At 70.6% G+C, this 17255-nt stretch carries 13 protein-coding genes; 1 reads left to right on the forward strand and 12 read right to left on the reverse strand.

All coding sequences use genetic code 11. The features are described from left to right. Positions 1-70: 70 nt before the first annotated feature. The 9 genes from AC1DZA_RS10305 to AC1DZA_RS10345 form a co-directional block, all read right to left on the reverse strand. Entirely contained in the window at positions 71-1405 is a 1335-nt protein-coding gene (locus AC1DZA_RS10305; protein WP_476772679.1) for a phytase, read from the reverse strand. Between the two features lie 76 nt (positions 1406-1481). Then, the gene (locus AC1DZA_RS10310) at positions 1482-2312 is read right to left on the reverse strand and encodes an aldo/keto reductase (protein WP_476761782.1); all 831 of its coding nucleotides are present in this window, start codon (positions 2310-2312) and stop codon (positions 1482-1484) included. Between the two features lie 124 nt (positions 2313-2436). Further along, complete coding sequence (locus AC1DZA_RS10315) at positions 2437-3378, reverse strand: cyclase family protein (RefSeq protein WP_476772680.1); 942 nt, start codon at positions 3376-3378, stop codon at positions 2437-2439. After that, on the reverse strand, positions 3375-4790 hold the full coding sequence (locus AC1DZA_RS10320; protein ID WP_476772681.1) for an APC family permease: 1416 nt from the start codon (positions 4788-4790) through the stop codon (positions 3375-3377). The genes AC1DZA_RS10315 and AC1DZA_RS10320 overlap by 4 nt, the downstream gene beginning before the upstream one ends. Before the next feature lie 57 nt (positions 4791-4847). Then, on the reverse strand, positions 4848-5696 hold the full coding sequence (locus AC1DZA_RS10325) for a slipin family protein (protein WP_476761779.1): 849 nt from the start codon (positions 5694-5696) through the stop codon (positions 4848-4850). A 96-nt stretch (positions 5697-5792) separates the two neighbouring features. After that, on the reverse strand, positions 5793-6956 hold the full coding sequence (locus tag AC1DZA_RS10330; protein WP_476772682.1) for a cystathionine gamma-synthase: 1164 nt from the start codon (positions 6954-6956) through the stop codon (positions 5793-5795). A gap of 35 nt (positions 6957-6991) precedes the next feature. Then, positions 6992-8359: a cystathionine beta-synthase gene (locus AC1DZA_RS10335; RefSeq protein ID WP_309974323.1), complete on the reverse strand. Its 1368-nt coding sequence runs from the start codon at positions 8357-8359 to the stop codon at positions 6992-6994. A 35-nt stretch (positions 8360-8394) separates the two neighbouring features. Further along, on the reverse strand, positions 8395-9954 hold the full coding sequence (locus AC1DZA_RS10340; RefSeq protein WP_476772683.1) for a sugar porter family MFS transporter: 1560 nt from the start codon (positions 9952-9954) through the stop codon (positions 8395-8397). A 121-nt stretch (positions 9955-10075) separates the two neighbouring features. After that, positions 10076-11983: an ABC transporter ATP-binding protein gene (locus AC1DZA_RS10345; RefSeq protein WP_476772732.1), complete on the reverse strand. Its 1908-nt coding sequence runs from the start codon at positions 11981-11983 to the stop codon at positions 10076-10078. Between the two features lie 181 nt (positions 11984-12164). Between AC1DZA_RS10345 and AC1DZA_RS10350 the strand changes: the two genes are divergently transcribed. Continuing rightward, the gene (locus AC1DZA_RS10350; protein WP_476772684.1) at positions 12165-13403 is read left to right on the forward strand and encodes a hypothetical protein; all 1239 of its coding nucleotides are present in this window, start codon (positions 12165-12167) and stop codon (positions 13401-13403) included. Between the two features lie 2 nt (positions 13404-13405). Here the strand turns inward: AC1DZA_RS10350 and AC1DZA_RS10355 are convergent, their stop codons facing one another. The 3 genes from AC1DZA_RS10355 to AC1DZA_RS10365 all read right to left on the reverse strand — a co-directional run bounded on the left by AC1DZA_RS10355 (position 13406) and on the right by AC1DZA_RS10365 (position 17165). Continuing rightward, a complete protein-coding gene (locus tag AC1DZA_RS10355; protein ID WP_476772685.1) occupies positions 13406-15088 on the reverse strand; it encodes an alkaline phosphatase D family protein in 1683 nt (560 codons plus the stop codon). Positions 15089-15207: 119 nt separating this feature from the next. Continuing rightward, a complete protein-coding gene (locus AC1DZA_RS10360) occupies positions 15208-16200 on the reverse strand; it encodes a carbohydrate ABC transporter permease (RefSeq protein ID WP_476772686.1) in 993 nt (330 codons plus the stop codon). Next, positions 16197-17165 (reverse strand): carbohydrate ABC transporter permease, encoded by a 969-nt coding sequence (locus AC1DZA_RS10365; RefSeq protein ID WP_476772687.1) that lies wholly within the window; start codon positions 17163-17165, stop codon positions 16197-16199. The genes AC1DZA_RS10360 and AC1DZA_RS10365 overlap by 4 nt, the downstream gene beginning before the upstream one ends. Between the last annotated feature and the right edge of the window lie 90 nt (positions 17166-17255).

Genomic DNA, 17255 nt, shown 5'->3' on the forward strand with positions numbered 1-17255 from the left:
GCCGACAGGAGCACCCGACGGCGGGCCCGGCCGCGTCCAGGCCGGACCCGCCACGCCTGCGGCCCGCGACCTAGCGGAAGCGCGGGTCGTTCCCGGCCGACGTGCTCACCCGCAGGCCGAGTCCATCGGCGATGTCGCCCCACGACACGTACGAGAAGTTCGTGGCGTCGCGCTCGGGATCGACGCCGGTGCCGGTCTCGGGCTCGTCGTGCGTGACGAGCAGCCCCTCCCGGTAGTCGCCGACGACGCGGTTGGTCACGGCCAGCCCGTCGGACCCGTTCACCTCGTCGACGCCCTCGACGCCCTCGATGCGGAACGTGCCGACCAGGCGGTTGCTGCCCTGCCGCTGGTAGACGGCGTAGGTGTCGTCGCCCTGGCTCGACACGATCACGTAGCCGGTGGCGCCAGGTCCGTAGTACACGTCGACCCCTTCCGCGTCGGCTTCGAGCGCCGAGCCGCCGAAGCCCGCGTCGTCCGGGTCGATCGGCGCGCACTCCTCCGTCTCGGGGTCGTAGGCGTCGTGCACGCCGAAGTCCTCGACGCGGTCGATGAGCCGGGGCTCCGCCGAGCCGAACGGCAGTGCGATGCGCCAGACGCCCACGTCCTCCTGCGCGGCGTAGAGCACCCCCGAGCGCTGGTCGACCGAGAGTCCCTCGAGCTGCGGGCCGACGCCGGGCTCCTCGCACGGCGTCCAGGTGGTGCCGTCGGGCAGCGGGAACGACGACGGCATCACGGTCGTCGTGGCATCCGCGTACCCGACGAGGCCACCGGATGCCGCGAGCCGCACGGTCGCGAGGGTCGGTGCGCCCTCCTGGGTGACGACGGCGTACGTCTCGCCCGGGGCGGGCTGCCACACCGCGAGCCCGTACGCGGTGTGCTCCTCGGCCACCGTGGCGCGGTCGGGACTGAACAGGAACGGCAGGTCGGGCGCGGTGACCTCGGTCAGCGGCGTCGGCGCGTCGGCCCCGGCCGGGTCGATCACGAAGAACCGCAGCTGGTCGTTGTAGCGATCCGAGACCACTGCGAGGTCGACGGATGCCGCGCCGAGGGGCACGTCGTAGGCGATGTCGACGTTGTTGTACCGGCCCTCGATGCCGTCGGCCCGCGGCGGCGCCGCCGCGACGAGGGACTGCAGCTCGCGGGCGGCGAGGTCGTACACGCGGAGCCCGCCCTCCTTCGCCGTCGTGATGACGATGGAGTCGTGCGAGTCGGTCGGATCCACCCAGATCGCCGGATCGTCGCCGCTGGCGTTGCCGCCATCGGCGTCGTCGTAGAGCGCTGGCGTCTCGGTGCCGGTCGTGACGACGGCATCGGGCACGGACGGCCGGGCGACCGCGCCGGTCGCGGGAACGAGGAGGAGGGCGAGTGCGGCCGCGGCGGCACCGGCGACGAGGGTCGGCTTCATGTGCAGCATGCTGCCGAGGCCCGAGGAACGGCGCGTGAAGCACCGGGGTGAAGCGGGTGAACAGCGCGGCGAGCGCTCAGAACTCCTCGTGCGTGTCGGGGTCGGCGCCCCAGAGCCGCCCGCGGGAGAGGGCCGTGATCGCCTCGACCTCCTCGGGGGCCAGCCCGAACGAGAAGACGTCGAGGTTCTCACGGCGGCGCGCGGCATCCGCCGACTTGGGGATCGGCACCGCTTCGAGCTCGACGTGCCAGCGCAGCACGATCTGCGCGGGCGTGACGCCCTTCTCGGCGGCGAGCGCGGTGATGACGCCCTCCTGCAGGAGCTCGCTGCGCTTGGCGAGCGGGCTCCAGCTCTCGGTGCGGATGTCGTGCTCGTCGTGGTAGGCCCGCAGTTCCTCCTGCGGGAAGTACGGGTGCAGCTCGACCTGGTTCACGACGGGCACGACCTGCGTGTCGCGTTCCAGGCGTTCGAGCATGGCGACGGTGAAGTTCGAGACGCCGATCGACCGCACGAGGCCCTTCTCGCGCAGCCGGATCATCGCCCGCCAGGTGTCGACGTACTTGTCGATGCGGGGGTTGGGCCAGTGGATCAGGTAGAGGTCGACCCAGTCGAGGTCGAGGCGGCGGCGCGACTCCTCGAAGCTGGCGAGGGTCTCGTCGAATCCGTGGTGGCGCCCGGGCAGCTTGGTGGTGATCACGAGGTCGCTGCGGTCGACGTCGGTGCGGCGCACGGCCTCGCCGACGACGTCCTCGTTGCCGTAGTTGTAGGCGGTGTCGATGAGGCGGTAGCCGTCGGCGATGCCCGACACGATCGCCGCGATGCCCGCCTGCTCGTTGAGCCCGTACGTGCCGAGCCCGAGCGCGGGGATGGAGTTGCCGTCGCGGAGCGAGTACGCGGGAGCGATCATCCACCCATCCTCACTCACGAGGGCGACGGATGCCACTGCCCGCGCCGCTCCCGGACGCTCGCCGTCATCCGGCCCGCCGTCGCGCCCCCGCGCGCGGACCGACGACCGACGCACCGGACGAGCGTCAGCGCGCGGGCAGCTCCGCGAACGCCCGCACGGGGAACGTGCCGAACCCCTCGACCCGCGGCGGCACCGCGGTGAAGCGCGCACCACGCACCGGCACGCGGTCGAGCGCGGTGAGGTGCTCGACGACGTGCACGCCCGCCGCGAGCAGGATCGAGTGGGCCGGGCGCTCTCCGCCCGACTCCGTGTCGTCGATGTTCAGCGCGTCGATGCCGACGATCGCGACCCCGGCGTCGACGAGGTGGCGCGCTCCGGCCTCGGTGAGGAACGGCGACCCGTGCGCGTACTCGGGCGCGCCGAAGTGCCGGCTCCAGCCGGTGTGCAGCAGCACCGCGGTGCCCGCGAGCTCGCGGTCGAGGAACACCTCGGCAGGGATGCCGCGGCTCGCGGCATCCGTCAACCGGAACACCTCGGCGGGGACGCCGACGAGCGTGGCGAGCTCGAGGCTCGCGAGGTCGCCGCCGTGCGCGTAGCGGTGGAACGGGCTGTCGAGGTAGGTGCCGGTGTTGCCGGCCATCGTGATGAGGTCGATCGCGAACTCGGTGCCGGGCGCGTAGTGCTCGCGCGATGCCTCGCGGGTGAGATGCGGCGTGATCGTCGGCGCCGGGATGCCGGGGTAGGTCACGAGCCCTGCCCGGATGGGGTGACTGAGGTCGACGAGCTCGCCGCGCGCCTCCGGCGTACCCGGCCCAGCGGATGCCGCGGCATCCGTCGGGGCATCGACGACCCCGCGCGACCCGCGATGCGGCTCCTCGACGACCTCGAGGTTCGACAGCTGCACCCGGCCGACCAGGGTGAGTCCGAGGTGCCGCACGAGCAGCTCGCCGACCTGCGCCTCGGTGAGGTCGCGCGACGGGAGGTCGAGGCGGAACGCCTCGGCGCGCAACGCACCCCCGTTGACGAACTCGATCTCGGCGTCGAAGTGGGCGCGGTACTCGGTCAACTGAGCTCCTGGGTGGTCGCGACGGGGGCGGAAGCCGCTGGGGCGGGCGCGGCGGATGCCATGCGGGCACCCGAGGCGGTGCGGCCGCGCAGGCGTCGCACGACCGTGACGAGCACCGCGGCGAGCGCGAGGATGACGGGCACGAGCAGGTTCGCCCACGCGAGCACGAGCAGGCCCACGGTCATGACCGTGGCGACCACGGCGAGCCACCAGCCGAAGGACCAGCGCCGCAGGAGGAGCGTCGCGGCCACCATGCCGGCCGCGTAGATGGCGACCATGTTGCTCGTGTGGATCAGGATGAACGCCGAAAGGTTCATGCCGTTCAGCAGCATGAGCACGAAGTACACGGCGACGAGTGCAGCCGTGAGCAGCAGCGCCCGACGCGGCACCTCGCCGGCGGCCGCGCCCTTGGCGAAGTAGCGCGGCAGGTCGCCGTCGCGGCCGAGTGCCGACCCGAGCTTCGCGAACGCGGGCAGGTAGGCGTTCATGACGCCGAGGCAGACGATCGCGGTGACGATCGCGACGAGCGTGGAGCCGATGCCCGGCACCGTGGTGTCGACGAGGTCGAGCAGCGGCACGACGCCCTCGCCGGCCTGGTCGCCGAGCACGCCGACGGTCACGACCTGCAGCGCGAGGTAGCCCGCGCCGACCACGACGATCGCGATGGCCGTGGCGAGCGGGATGATGCGGCGCGGATTCCGGAACTCGCCCGCGATGTGGGTGCCGACCTCCCAGCCCGCGAACGCCCAGACGAAGAGGCTGATCGCGGTGCCGACCCCGCCCCACCCGTTGGGCAGGAAGGGCTGGAAGTTCGACGACTCGACGGCCGGGAAGGTCACCGCGACGACGCCGACGACGGTGGCGATGAGGAGCCCGGTGAGCACGAACTGCGCCCACCCCGCGACGCGCACGCCGAACCAGTTCGCGACGAACGGCGGCACGAAGATCGCCAGCGAGATGATCGGCACGGCGGAGCGGTCGACGCCGAGCACCGCGACGACGTACTCGCCGCCGAGCACGGCCAGCACGGGTGCGCCGATGCACACGCCGAAGAAGAACCAGTAGCCGGTCATGCGGGCGGCCGTGTCGCCGAGGGTGCGGCGCACGTAGCTGGCGACGCCGCCCGGGTCGGGGTAGCGCGAGGCGAGCGCCGCGAACGTGCCGGCGAGCGGGATCGAGAGCACGAGCACGGCGGCGACGGCCACGATCGAGGCCGGCCCTGCTGCGGCGGCCGCCAGCCCCGGCAGCACGAGGATGCCGGTGCCGAGCACGCTCGCGATGTAGAGCGCCGTGCCCTGCACGAGGCCGAGGGAGCCGCGGTGCTCGGTGGCGGGCTCGCTGCCCTCGGCTCCGGCTGCGGCACCGGCAGGTGCGTCGGCGCCCGCCGAGGCGGCGGTCTGGTTCGTGGTCACCCGCTCAGTCTGGAGCATCCGACCGACACGCGTCGCTGGCAGGGACGACAGCCGTCGTCAAGATCCTGCCAAGCGCTCCGAACTCGCCCGCACCTGGGCGGTCGCGGCTTCGCGATCGATGAAGCTCGTCAGGGCCTCGATCGAGCCGAGCAGGGGCGCCGGCACGACCACGAGCGTGTTCTTGTCGACCCCGACCTCCACGAGCGTCTGCAGCGTGCGAAGCTGCAGGGCCAGTGGATGCGCCATCATCGTGTCGGACGCCACGCCGAGCTTCACGGAGGCGAGCGCCTCCCCCTCGGCGGCGATGATCTTCGCCCGCTTCTCGCGCTCCGCCTCGGCCTGCCGTGCCATCGCCCGCTTCATCGAATCGGGCAGCAGGATGTCCTTGAGCTCCACGAGGGTCACCTCGACGCCCCAGTCGGCCGTGGTCACGTCGAGGATCACACGGATGTTGGCGTTCAACGTCGCCGTGTCGGAGAGCGCCTCGTCGAGGTGATGCTGGCCGACCACCTTGCGCAGCGTGGTCTGGGCGATCTGGTCGATCGCCGACTGCACGTTCTCGATCGCGATGACCGACTTCACGGCGTCGACCACGCGGTAGTAGGCGACGGCGGACACCCCCACGCTCACGTTGTCGCGCGTGATGATGCCCTGCGACTGGATCGGAAGGGTGACGATGCGGAACGACACCTTCGTCATGACGTCGACGATGGGGATGATGAACCGGATGCCGGGATCGCGCACGCTCTGCAGCCGGCCGAAGCGCAGCACCACCCCGCGCTCGTATTGCTTCACGATCTTCACCGACATGAAGAACAGCACGATCACGAGCACGACCACGATGACCAGGGTGACCCAGAACCAGACCATGGAGATCATCTCCTCGGCGCCGGTGACGTGCCGCACGCCGCTCCCTCCATTGTCCCACCGCGGTGGGAGACGGATGCCGCGACGGCCGGCCGAGCGCGACGGGAGACGGATGCCGCGGCATCCGCCCGACCGCTACAGGCGGCCGAGCGCCTCGTCGATGTCACCGAGCAGGTCGTCGACGTCCTCGATGCCGACCGACAGCCGCACGATGGACTCGGGGACCTCCGCCTCGGTGCCGCGCACCGACGCGTGCGTCATCTCGGACGGGTAGTTGACGAGCGACTCCACGCCGCCGAGCGACTCCGCAAGCTGGAAGAGCGACGTCGACTCCGCGAACCGGCGCGCGGCCGCGGCCCCGCCCGTCAGCGAGATCGAGATCATGCCGCCGAAGCCCGACATCTGCCGGGCCGCCAGCTCGTGCCCGGGGTGCGACTCGAGCCCGGGGTAGAACACGTGCTCGATGCCGGCGTGGCCCTCGAGCCGCTGCGCGATCGCCATCGCGTTCTCGCTGTGCCGCTGCATCCGGATGCCGAGCGTCTTGATGCCGCGCGAGGTGAGGAACGCGTCGAACGGCCCCGACACGGCGCCGGCGGCGAACTGGGTGAACGCGACGCGTTCGGCGAGCTCCTCCTGCCCCGCCGCGAACACGAGCGCGCCGCCGACCACGTCGGAGTGGCCGCCGAGGTACTTCGTGGTGGAGTGCACGACCACGTCGGCGCCGACGGCGATCGGCTGCTGCAGCGCCGGCGACGCGAACGTGTTGTCGACGACCACGAGCACGCCCGCCTCGTTGCCGAGCTCGGCGAGCGCCGCGACATCCGAGATCTTCATGAGGGGGTTCGACGGGGTCTCGACCCAGAGCACCTTGGTCGCGCCGAGCTCGATCGCCCCGCGCACCGCGTCGAGGTCGCTGGTGTCGACGGTGGTGTGCCGGATGCCCCAGGCGCCGAAGACCTTGCGGATGAGCCGATGCGTGCCGCCGTAGACGTCGTTGCCGATCACCACGTGGTCGCCGGGCACGAGCACCGTGCGGAGCAGCGCGTCCTCGGCCGCGAGGCCCGACGCGAACGAGAGGCCGCGGATGCCGCCCTCGAGCGCGGCGAGCTGCGTCTCGAGACCCGTGCGGGTGGGGTTGCCGCCGCGCGAGTACTCGTAGCCGCCGCGGAGGCCGCCGATGCCATCCTGCACGTAGGTCGAGGTGAGGTACACGGGCGGGATGACCGCGCCGGTGGTGGGATCGAACTCCTGGCCGGCGTGGATGGCGCGGGTGTCGAAGCGGGCGTCGTCGTGGAGCATGGTGCGGGTGCCTTCCGGGTGGTGCGCGCGGCCGCTCAGGCCGACAGGTAGGTGAGGAGGTCGGTGCGGGTGATGACGCCGAGCGCCTTGCCGCCGTCGGTGACGAGCAGCGCGGGCGCCGTCGCGAACGCCGAGCGGGCGGTGGCGACGGGCTCGTTCACGCCGATGAGGTCGAGCGGCTCGCCCACGACGGTCGACACCTCGTCGGTGAGCTTCGCCTTCCCCGAGAACACGAGGTCGAGCAGCACCTCCTCGTGGAGCGCGCCGAGCACCTCGCCGAGCACCACGGGGGGCTCCGCCGAGAGCACGACGAGCTGCGAGACGCCCGTCTCGGTCATGCGGTCGATGGCCTCCCGCACCGTGTCGGCCGGGTGCACGTAGACGAGGGGCGCCGTGCGGTCGGCCTTCGCGCCGAGCAGGTCGCGCACGGTGTGGCCGGCGGGTGCGTTGCCGAAGCCGTAGGCGCGCAGCCACTTGTCGTTGAAGATCTTGCCGAGGTAGCCGCGACCCGAGTCGGGCAGCAGCACCACGAACACGTCGTCGGGGCCGGCGGATGCCGCGGCCTTCAGCGCTGCGACCACGGCCATGCCGCTCGAGCCGCCCACGAGGATGCCCTCCTCGCGCGCGAGCCGGCGCGTCATCGCGAACGACTCGGCGTCGCTGACCGCGATGATCTCGTGCGGCACGGCGGGGTCGTAGGCCGTCGGCCAGAAGTCCTCGCCGACGCCCTCCACGAAGTAGGGGCGGCCGGTGCCGCCCGAGTAGACGGATCCCTCGGGGTCCGCGCCGATGATGCGCACGGTGTCGCCCGAGACCTCGCGCAGGTAGCGGCCGGTGCCGGTGATGGTGCCGCCCGTGCCCACGCCCGCCACGAAGTGCGTGACCGTGCCGTCGGTGTCGCGCCAGATCTCGGGGCCCGTGGTCTCGTAGTGCGAGCGCGGCCCGTTCGGGTTCGAGTACTGGTCGGGCTTGAACGCGCCGGGGATCTCGCGTGCGAGCCGGTCGGACACCCCGTAGTACGACTCGGGGCTGTCGGGCGCCACCGCGGTCGGGGTCACGACCACCTCGGCGCCGTAGGCCGTGAGCACGTTGCGCTTGTCCTCGCCGACCTTGTCGGGGCACACGAAGATGCACTTGTAGCCGCGCTGCTGCGCGACGAGGGCCAGGCCGACGCCGGTGTTGCCGCTCGTCGGCTCCACGATCGTGCCGCCGGGCTTCAGCTTGCCCTCGCGCTCGGCGGCGTCGATGATGCGCGCGGCGATGCGGTCCTTCGATGAGCCGCCCGGGTTGAAGTACTCGAGCTTGACCAGCACCGTGGCATCCGTCACCCCCGCGGTGACCTTGTGGAGCTTGACGAGCGGGGTGTCGCCGACGAGATCGACGATGGTCTCTGCGTACTTCATGCCGTGTTCATTCCTCGTGTGGGTGCGGCCACAGCCTAGCCCGATTCCACGGCCGGGCGGCGGGCCGATCCCTTCGCCGGGAACACCGTCTCGGACTCCTCGAGGGACATGCCGTTCGTCTCGGGCACCTTCCAGAACACGAACACGAACGACAGCGCGGCGAACGTCGCGTACATGCCGTAGGTGAAGAAGAGGGAGAAGTTCGACAGCACCGGGAACGTCACCGTGACGAGGAAGTTGGCGACCCACTGGGCCGCTGCGGCGAGGCCCAGCGCCCGGGCACGGATGCGCCCCGGGAAGATCTCGCCGAGCAGCACCCACACGAGCGGCCCCCACGAGAAGCCGAAGAAGACGACGAAGAGGTTCGCCGCGACGAGCGCGATCGGCCCCCAGGCACCGGGGAGGGTCAGCTCGCCGTCGACCGTCACGGCACTCGCGAACGCCACGGCCATCGTCGCGAGAGCGAGCGTCATGCCGGCCGAGCCGGTGAGCAGCAGCGGGCGCCGGCCGATGCGGTCGACGAGCGCGATGGCGACGAAGGTGACCACGATGTTCGTGATCGACGTGAAGACGCTGATGGTGAACGAGTCGGACTCGTCGAAGCCCACCGCCTGCCACAGGGTCGTCGAGTAGTAGAAGATCACGTTGATGCCGACGAACTGCTGGAACACCGAGAGCAGGATGCCGATCCACACGATGCCCTGCAACCCGAACACGCGCCCGCGCAGGGCGCCCTTGCGCTTGGCGAGCGAGTCCTCGTGCATCGAGGCTCGGATGTCGCGGATGCCGCGATCCTCCTCGCCCGGCTGGATGCGGATGAGCACGCGGCGGGCGTCGTCCTCCTTGCCGGCCTTCACGAGGAAGCGCGGCGACTCGGGCAGGGTCAGGGCGAGCGCGCCGTAGATCACGGACGGCACCACGCACGCGAGGAACATCCAGCGCCAGGCGTCGATGCCGAACCAGAACGGCTCGCCCGCCCCGCCGGCGGCGTTGGCGAACAGCGCGTCCGAGAGCAGGGCGGCGAAGATGCCGAAGACGATGGCGAGCTGCTGCAGCGACGCGAGCCTGCCGCGCATGAGCCGCGGCGAGATCTCGGCGATGTACGCCGGCGACACGACCGACGCGATGCCGATGCCGACGCCGCCGATCACGCGCCACACGATGAGGTCGATGACCCCGAATGCGGAGCCCGACCCGATCGACGACACGAGGAAGAGGATCGCCCCGATGAGCATGACCGGGATGCGGCCGAACCGGTCGGCGAGCCGCCCCGCGAGCTCGGCGCCGAGCGCGCAGCCGAGCAGGGCGCTCGCCACCGCGAACCCGGTGACGACCGCGGTGAGGTCGAACTCGGACTGGATCGCGTCGACCGCGCCGTTCACCACCGACGAGTCGAAGCCGAACAGGAAGCCGCCGACCGCGCCCGCCGCGGCGAGCCCGATGACGCGCGGCTTCAGGCTGCTCGCGAGCGCCGGCGGCGGCGCGCCGGCGGCGGCCCCCCGCGATGACCCGTCGGCCGCAGGCCCAGCCGATCCGTTCACGAGCGGCGCGGCTCCGGATGCCCCCGAGCCGGTCTCGTCCTGTTCCTCCGTCATGGGATCTCCCCCTCCGCCGACCCATCGAGCCTATTCGTCGAGCGGATGCCGCGCCCGAGCGACGCGCATGCCGAAGGGATCGTGGCGGCGGCGTCCGGCGGTGGCGGCCACCGCGCGGCCGTCAGGCCTCGAGGACGGTGCGCTCCTCCTGCTGGCGGTACAGCGACGCGTACACGCCGTCGGCGAGCACCAGTTCGGCGTGCGTGCCCTGCTCGACGACTCGGCCGGCCACGATCACGAAGATGACATCGGCCGACACCACGGTCGACAGCCGGTGCGCGATCGCGATCGTCGTGCGGCCGCGGGCCGCGTCGTCGAGCGCCTGCTGCACCACGCGCTCCGAGATGGTGTCGAGCGCGCTCGTCGCCTCGTCGAGCACCAGGACGGCCGGGTCCTTCAGCAGCACGCGCGCGATCGCGATGCGCTGCTTCTCGCCGCCTGACAGACGGTAGCCGCGCTCCCCCACGATCGTCTCGTAGCCCTCGGGGAACGACGCGATCGTCTCGTGGATGTTCGCCGCGCGGGCCGCCGCCTCGAGCTCCGCGTCGGTGGCGTCGGGCCTCGCGTACCGCAGGTTGTCGGCGATCGACGCGTGGAACAGGTAGGTCTCCTGGCTCACGATGCCGATGTGCGAGATGAGCGACTCCTGGCTGAGGTCGCGCACGTCCTCCCCGGCGAATCGCACCGCACCCTCCGACGCCTCGTAGAGTCGCGGCACGAGGTACGACACGGTGGTCTTGCCGGCGCCCGACGGACCGACGAACGCGGCGAACTGCCCCGGCTCGATGGTGAAGCTCACGCCGTCGAGCGTGGGGCGCCCCTCGCCCTCGGCGTCGGGGTAGCGGAACGTGACGTCGTCGAACTCCACCCGCCCGAGCGCCGGCCCCGCGGTCACCGCACGCGCCGCCGGGGCATCCGTGATCGAGGGCTTCAGGTCGAGGTACTCGAAGATGCGCGCGAACAGGGCGCTCGAGGTCTGCAGGTCGAGTGCGACCCGCATGAGCCCCATGAGCGGGAACAGCAGCCGCGCCTGCACGGTCGTGAACGCGACGATCGTGCCGGCCGTGACATCCGCGGTGCCGCCGGCGATGAGCCACCCCGAGACGAGGTAGACGATGGCGGGGATCGCCGACATGAAGATGCCCACCATCGCGAAGAACCACTGGCCCGTCATCTGCTGCTTCACCTGCAGCTGGATCTGGTTCCGGTTCTCGTCGGCGTAGCGGTCGATCTCGCTCCGCTGTCGCGTGAAGCTCTTCGACAGCAGGATGCCCGAGACCGAGAGGGTCTCCTGCGTGATGGCCGTCATCTCCGACAGCGACTCCTGGGTCTTGCCGGCGATGCGCGCCCGCACCTGCCCCACGCGTCGCTGCGCGATGACCATGAACGGCAGCAGCACGAGCGCGATGACCGTGAGCTGCCAGCTGAGGATCAGCATGGCGACGAACGCCGAGATGACGGTGACGGTGTTGCCGAGCACGCTCGAGACGGTGTTGGTGAGCACGGATGCCACGCCGCCCACGTCGTTCTGCAGGCGCGACTGGATGACGCCCGTCTTGGTGCGCGTGAAGAAGCTGAGCTCCATCGACTGCAGGTGCGTGAAGAGGCGCACGCGCAGCGAGCCCATGACCTTGTTGCCGATATTCGCCGTCAGCCAGGTCTGCCAGACGCCGAGCAGCGCCGAGACGATGTAGACGAGGATCATCGCGCCGACGATCCACGCGAGCACCGGGAGGTTCGGGCCCGTGACATCGCCGTCGGCGCCGACCGGGAAGAGGCCGTCGTCGAACGCCCGCTGGGTGAGCAGCGGCGGGATGACGCTGAGCGCCGCCCCGATGAGCACGAGCACCACGGTGGTGGCGAGGGCGACCTTGTGGTCGACGAACAGCTCGGAGATGCGGCGGAGCAGGTGCGGGATCTTGGGGGCCTCGGCGTTCTCGGCCCGCTGCGCCGACTCGTCGGCCGAGGCGATGCGGGTGCGCGCCTTGCCGTACCTGCCGGTCTGGCCCCCCGGCGCGCTCGCATGCATGCTCATGCGCTCAAGCCTAAGTCGGGGGTGCGACGCCTCGGCCGAGCCGGGAGCTGGCGGGCCGCTGCGTTCGCTGAGCGCGTCATCCCGCCTGCATGCCCCTGTTCCGGGGGGTGCGCCGCCGTTCGGCACGCGATACATTGACCGCGAATCGGCTGTCCCGACCCGAGGGAGTGATGCCATGAGCCGCATCGGCGTGCCCGCGAACCGATCCTCCCGACCCCGGGGCGTGCGCACGCCATGGCGGGCTGCGCTGGCGGCACTCGTCGTCACCGGTCTGGCATTGCTCGGCGTCGGCGCCCTCGCCGCGCCGGCGACCGCCGCGGAGGGGGATCCGCTCACCGTCACGGTCAGGGACTGCGGCTACTACCAGACGGGCCGGATCGACTACGCGTACACGTTCGCCGATTCGACGTTCGAGAAGTTCGTCGCCCTGCTCGACGCGGACGGGTTCCTCATCGAGCAGCGGGGCCTCGGAACCGGCCCCACCGGCACGGGGAGCTTCGATGCGGCGCCGGGTTCGTACTTCATCGCCCTCGCCGAGGGAGTCGGCGACATCGGCAGTGTCGTGGCCCAACTCCCCGCCACCGTGGGGCCCTGCGCCGACCTGGGCGTGGCCGTGGAGGTCACCTCGTGCAGCACCGATCGCACCGGGTCGATGCTGCTCACCCTGACCGAGCTCGTCGCGGGCGGTCTCGTCGTCTACGACGTGGAGGGGCCGAACTTCTCGACCGGCGGGCCACTGGATGAGTACGGTGCGACCGAAGTGATCGACCTCGCCGACATGCCCCCGGGCAATTACTACGCCTACGCGGAATGGCAGCCGCTCCCCGGCGCCGAGCAACCCCCGGCCCCGACGTACGACTGGGTCGGATTCGCGATCGAACCGTGCCAGCCGGCGGCGCAGGTGGAGGTCACGCCCACGGCCGCCGACGGCGATGGCGGCATGAACGTGTCCCTGTCGAGCCTCGTGAACGGGGTGGACTACACGGTATGGGTGAGCGACGTGGGCGACCACGATGGCATGCCCTCCGGCGAGCCGCAGCTGGTGACGGGCGATTCGACCGGCACGGCCGCGCTCACGTTCGGCTCGTTGCCGGGCGGCCGCGCCTACACCGTGTGGGTCGAGGGCGTGTGGACGGGCACATGGGACGAGCCGCCCTTCCTCGGAAATGGCGGGAACTTCGTTCCGCTCGAGTCGGTGGTGCTCGCCACGAGTGCCGACTTCGCGGTGCCGGCGGCGCCCGCTCTTGTCGTGCCGCAGACGGTGACGCCGGCCTCGACGGCGACGGCGACGCTGCCCGACACCGGCCCCGACGGGCTCGGCGGATCGATGCTCGCGGCCGTCGCGCTGCTCGGGTTCGGCGCCGCGCTCCGCTTCCGCCGGCCCCCGCGCGCCGCGGGTCGCTCGCGCGGCTGACCCTACGCCTCGGCCGCGACGCGCCGGCCCCCGCGTGTCGCCGGCACGACGACGCGGGCCACCCGCTCGAGCCGCGGGTGCAGCTCGTCGCCGTCGTCCACCACGCCGGTGTACCAGCTCATGGCCAGGCCCTCAGCCGTGTCCTCCAGCAGTGCGAGGTTGTTGTCGAACCACGGGCCCTTCACGGTGCTCCACCGGAACGGCGGATCGGGAACCTTCGCGGATCGCGCCGCCGCTGCGCCGACGGGAGTCGCCACGCCGTACGACATCACGACCGCGAACCACCGCAGGAACCGCGGCAGCGGGTTCCGCACGGGCGAGCACACCGCCTGCACGATGCGGGCGCCGTCGTCACGATCCACCTCCGCGAGGTACGAGTAGTGGACGTCACCCGACAGGAACGTGATCGCCTGCGGCACCGGGCCCCGCTCGCCGTCGGCGACCTCCGTCACGATGCGCGCGACCGCCTGGAAGCTGTTCTGGAACGCGGCCCAGTGCTCGAGGTCGACGGCCCGCCGCAGCCGTTCGCCCATCCACGCCGCCGACCGGCCCCAGGCGCCCTGCGCGATCGCCTCGTCCCAGGCTTCGACGTTGTGCAGCCCCATCGGCAGGAGGAACGGCAGTGAGGTCGCCACGAGCACGTGCCGGAACCCGCCCCGCAGGTGGTCGTCCAGCCAGGCGAGTTCCTGCGCGTTGACCAGCCCCCGATGCGAGGGCGTGAGATCGCGCGAGACCCTCGAGTCCACGACGACGAGCCGTACGTCGTCGAACTCCCGGCTGTAGCTCCACCGGTAGGTGTCGGGGTGGGTGTCGCACCGGTCGGCGAACTCGTCGAGCACGACGGTCAGGTCGAGTTCCTCCTCACCCTCGTGTGCGCGGATCTGCTGCCAGATCTCGTCGTCCGCGCGCTCCGCCGGTGAGAGGTTCCCGAGGTGCTGGTACACCCAGTAGGCCCCCAGGCCGGCGACGATCCGGCCTCGCCACCACGAGGTGGCCTCCATCTCCCTCTTCCAGTCCAGCGAGGCATTCCAGTCGTCGCGGATGTCGTGGTCGTCGAAGATCATGGCGGTCGGCACGCACGACAGCAGCCATCGATTCGCCCCATCCGACCACGCCAGCTGGTAGAGGTGCGCGTACTCCTCGTAGTCCTTGAGCTCGCGACCGGGTTCCTCGTGGATGTCGCGTCGCGCACGGATGAAGTCCTGCATCTCGGTCGACGTGGAGTCCGCATAGACCTGGTCGCCGAGGAACAGCAGCAGGTCGGGCCGTTCCTCCCGGCCCGCCGCCGCGGCCAGCGCGAAGGCCCGCAGCGAATCGACCCCGTGCGTTCGGTTGCCCGAGCGATCGTGCGGAACGCTCGTGCGGCAGGACCCGTACGCCATCCGGAGGGGCCGCCCGGGTGTGCGCGTCGAGATCACCGAAGCCGGGAACTCGGACCCGGCCTCGGGCCACACGACGATCTCGTCGATGCGCACCTCGTAGGGCAGCTCCGAGCCGACATCGAGGCCATCGACCTCGACGAGGGCGTAGTGGTGCCCGTGCACCGCGAAGGTGCGCGCATCCCACGACCGCCCATCGGCCGCCACGCTCACTCGGCAGGCCGCTCGCGTCTCCACCCAGATGCTGGCCGACGTCTCATCGACGTAGCGCAGCATCGGGCCGAGGAGCAGCGGCGACGAGGCCATCCTACTGTTCTACCGCCTGCGGTCGTCGCCGGCCACGGGTTGCGCTGCACACATGGCGGATGCCGCGAGCCCCCGCTCGCGGCATCCGTTCACCCAGCTCGTTCGGGTCGAGCGGGAGCCTACCCCTTCGTGGATCCGGCCAGCAGGCCGCGCACGAAGTAGCGCTGCAGGCTGAAGAACACGATGAGCGGGATGACGATCGAGATGAACGCCGCCGCCGTCAGCAGCTGCCAGTCCTGGCCGCGTGTGCCGGTCAGCTCCGCCAATCGTTGCGTCAGTGGCGCCACGTCTTGGGTGCCGCCCGAGAAGATCAGCGCGACGAGCAGGTCGTTCCACACCCAGATGAACTGGAAGATCGCGAACGAGGCGATCGCGGGAACCGCCAGCGGGAGCACGATGCGGAAGAAGATCTGCCCGTGCGTCGCCCCGTCGACCTTGGCCGCCTCGATCACGTCGGCCGGGATCTCGGAGATGAAGTTGTGCAGCAGGAAGATCGCCAGCGGAAGGGCGAACATCGAGTGCGCGAGCCACAGCGGCAGGTAGTTCTGCTCGGGGATGATCGGGACCACGTCGTGCAACCAGGCCTGCATCGGGCGCAGCACCGTCGAGAAGATCTGCAGCAGCGGCACGAGGGCCATCTGCAGCGGGATGATCTGCAACGCGAAGATGATGATGAACAGCACGCCCACGCCGCGGAACCGCATCCACGCGAAGGCGTACGCCGCCATCGACGCGAACACGAGCGGGATCAGCGTGGCGAGCAGCGCGATCGCGATCGAGTTCACGATGTACGAGCCGAGCTGCGGCGACGACGCCGACGACGAGAACAGCACGTTCTGGTAGTTCTCGAGGGTGAACCCCGGGTTCGAGAAGATCGTCCACCAGCCGGTGGTGCGGATGAGCTCCGCCGGACGGAACGACGAGATGAAGAGGCCGAACGTGGGGATCGTCCACAGCACCGCGATGATGAGCGATGCGATGGTGGCGGTGCGGGAGGTGAGCCGCTTCTTCACCCGCATCGTCTTCGGCATGTCGTATTCGCGCTGCTCGACCTCCTCGAGGGTGCCGAGATTCTTGCCGACGGGAAGATCGGCCGGGGCGACGCTGCTCATCGGATCTCCCTCTGCTTGCGGAGCACGTTGACGTTGTAGATGACGATGGGCAGCACGAGCACGAAGAGGATGAGTGCGAGCGCGGAGCCGCGCCCGATCTCACTCGCGCGGAACGCCTGCGTGTACATCTCGTTGGCCACGATGCTGGTGTTGAAGTTTCCGGCGGTCATGGTGCGCACGATGTCGAACACCTTGAGGGTGGCGATCGAGATCGTTGTCAGCACGACGACGAGTGCGCCCCGGATGCCGGGGATGGTGACATTCGTGAAGCGCTGCCAGGCGTTAGTGCCGTCGAGCTGCGCCGCCTCGATCTGCTCGGTCGCGATGCCCTTGATGGCCGCGCTCAGCACCACCATGGCGAATCCGGTCTGCACCCAGATCATCACGACGATGAGGAGGATCGTGTTGATCGGGTCCGTCTGCAGCCACTGCACGGGTTCACCGCCGAACGCGACGACGATGGCATTGAGGAGCCCGATCTGCTCGCGGTCGCCCGAGCGGTACTCGTAGACGAACTTCCAGATGACGCTCGCACCGACGAAGGAGATGGCGATCGGCATGAACAGGACCGACTTGTAGTATTTCTCGCCGCGGGACCGATCGATGAAGACGGCGTAGGCGAGACCGACCGCCGTCGCGAACGTGGGCACGAGCAGTACCCAGATCACGGTGTTGATGAGCGTGCGGATGGCGGCCGGCTGGGTGAAGGTCCAGACGAAGTTGTCGAACGTCCAGTCCCCCGACGAGTCCTGGAAGGCCAGGATGCTCGTGCGGATGGCCGGATAGACGAGGCCGATCGCGACGAAGATGAGCGCCGGTGCGAGGAACCCCACCAGTTGCCAGTAGTCGCGGCCCTTCTTCGGGGCCTTGTCGATGAAGAAGATGAGGAGGCCGACGACCGCGGCGAACACCGCGAGCCCCATCACCACCTGCAGGATCTTGCCGAGGAGATCGGCCGTGGTCATCGTGCCTCCCGTTCGTCGTTGAAGCTGGGGTGACGAGGGGCGGGGTTCTCCAACCCCGCCCCTCGATCATGCGCCTTGCCCGCGGTGCGC

It is taken from the genome of Agromyces sp. P2_B3, from assembly GCF_056404815.1.

Excerpts from the sequence above, each read along its gene's own strand:
- AC1DZA_RS10355 (WP_476772685.1), bottom strand. The coding sequence starts at position 15,088 with ATGGCCTCGTCGCCGCTGCTCCTCGGCCCGATGCTGCGCTACGTCGAT.
- AC1DZA_RS10345 (WP_476772732.1), bottom strand. The coding sequence starts at position 11,983 with ATGCATGCGAGCGCGCCGGGGGGCCAGACCGGCAGGTACGGCAAGGCG.
- AC1DZA_RS10310 (WP_476761782.1), bottom strand. The coding sequence starts at position 2,312 with ATGATCGCTCCCGCGTACTCGCTCCGCGACGGCAACTCCATCCCCGCG.
- AC1DZA_RS10350 (WP_476772684.1), top strand. The coding sequence starts at position 12,165 with ATGAGCCGCATCGGCGTGCCCGCGAACCGATCCTCCCGACCCCGGGGC.
- AC1DZA_RS10360 (WP_476772686.1), bottom strand. The coding sequence starts at position 16,200 with ATGAGCAGCGTCGCCCCGGCCGATCTTCCCGTCGGCAAGAATCTCGGC.
- AC1DZA_RS10335 (WP_309974323.1), bottom strand. The coding sequence starts at position 8,359 with ATGAAGTACGCAGAGACCATCGTCGATCTCGTCGGCGACACCCCGCTC.
- AC1DZA_RS10305 (WP_476772679.1), bottom strand. The coding sequence starts at position 1,405 with ATGAAGCCGACCCTCGTCGCCGGTGCCGCCGCGGCCGCACTCGCCCTC.
- AC1DZA_RS10330 (WP_476772682.1), bottom strand. The coding sequence starts at position 6,956 with ATGCTCCACGACGACGCCCGCTTCGACACCCGCGCCATCCACGCCGGC.
- AC1DZA_RS10340 (WP_476772683.1), bottom strand. The coding sequence starts at position 9,954 with ATGACGGAGGAACAGGACGAGACCGGCTCGGGGGCATCCGGAGCCGCG.
- AC1DZA_RS10365 (WP_476772687.1), bottom strand. The coding sequence starts at position 17,165 with ATGACCACGGCCGATCTCCTCGGCAAGATCCTGCAGGTGGTGATGGGG.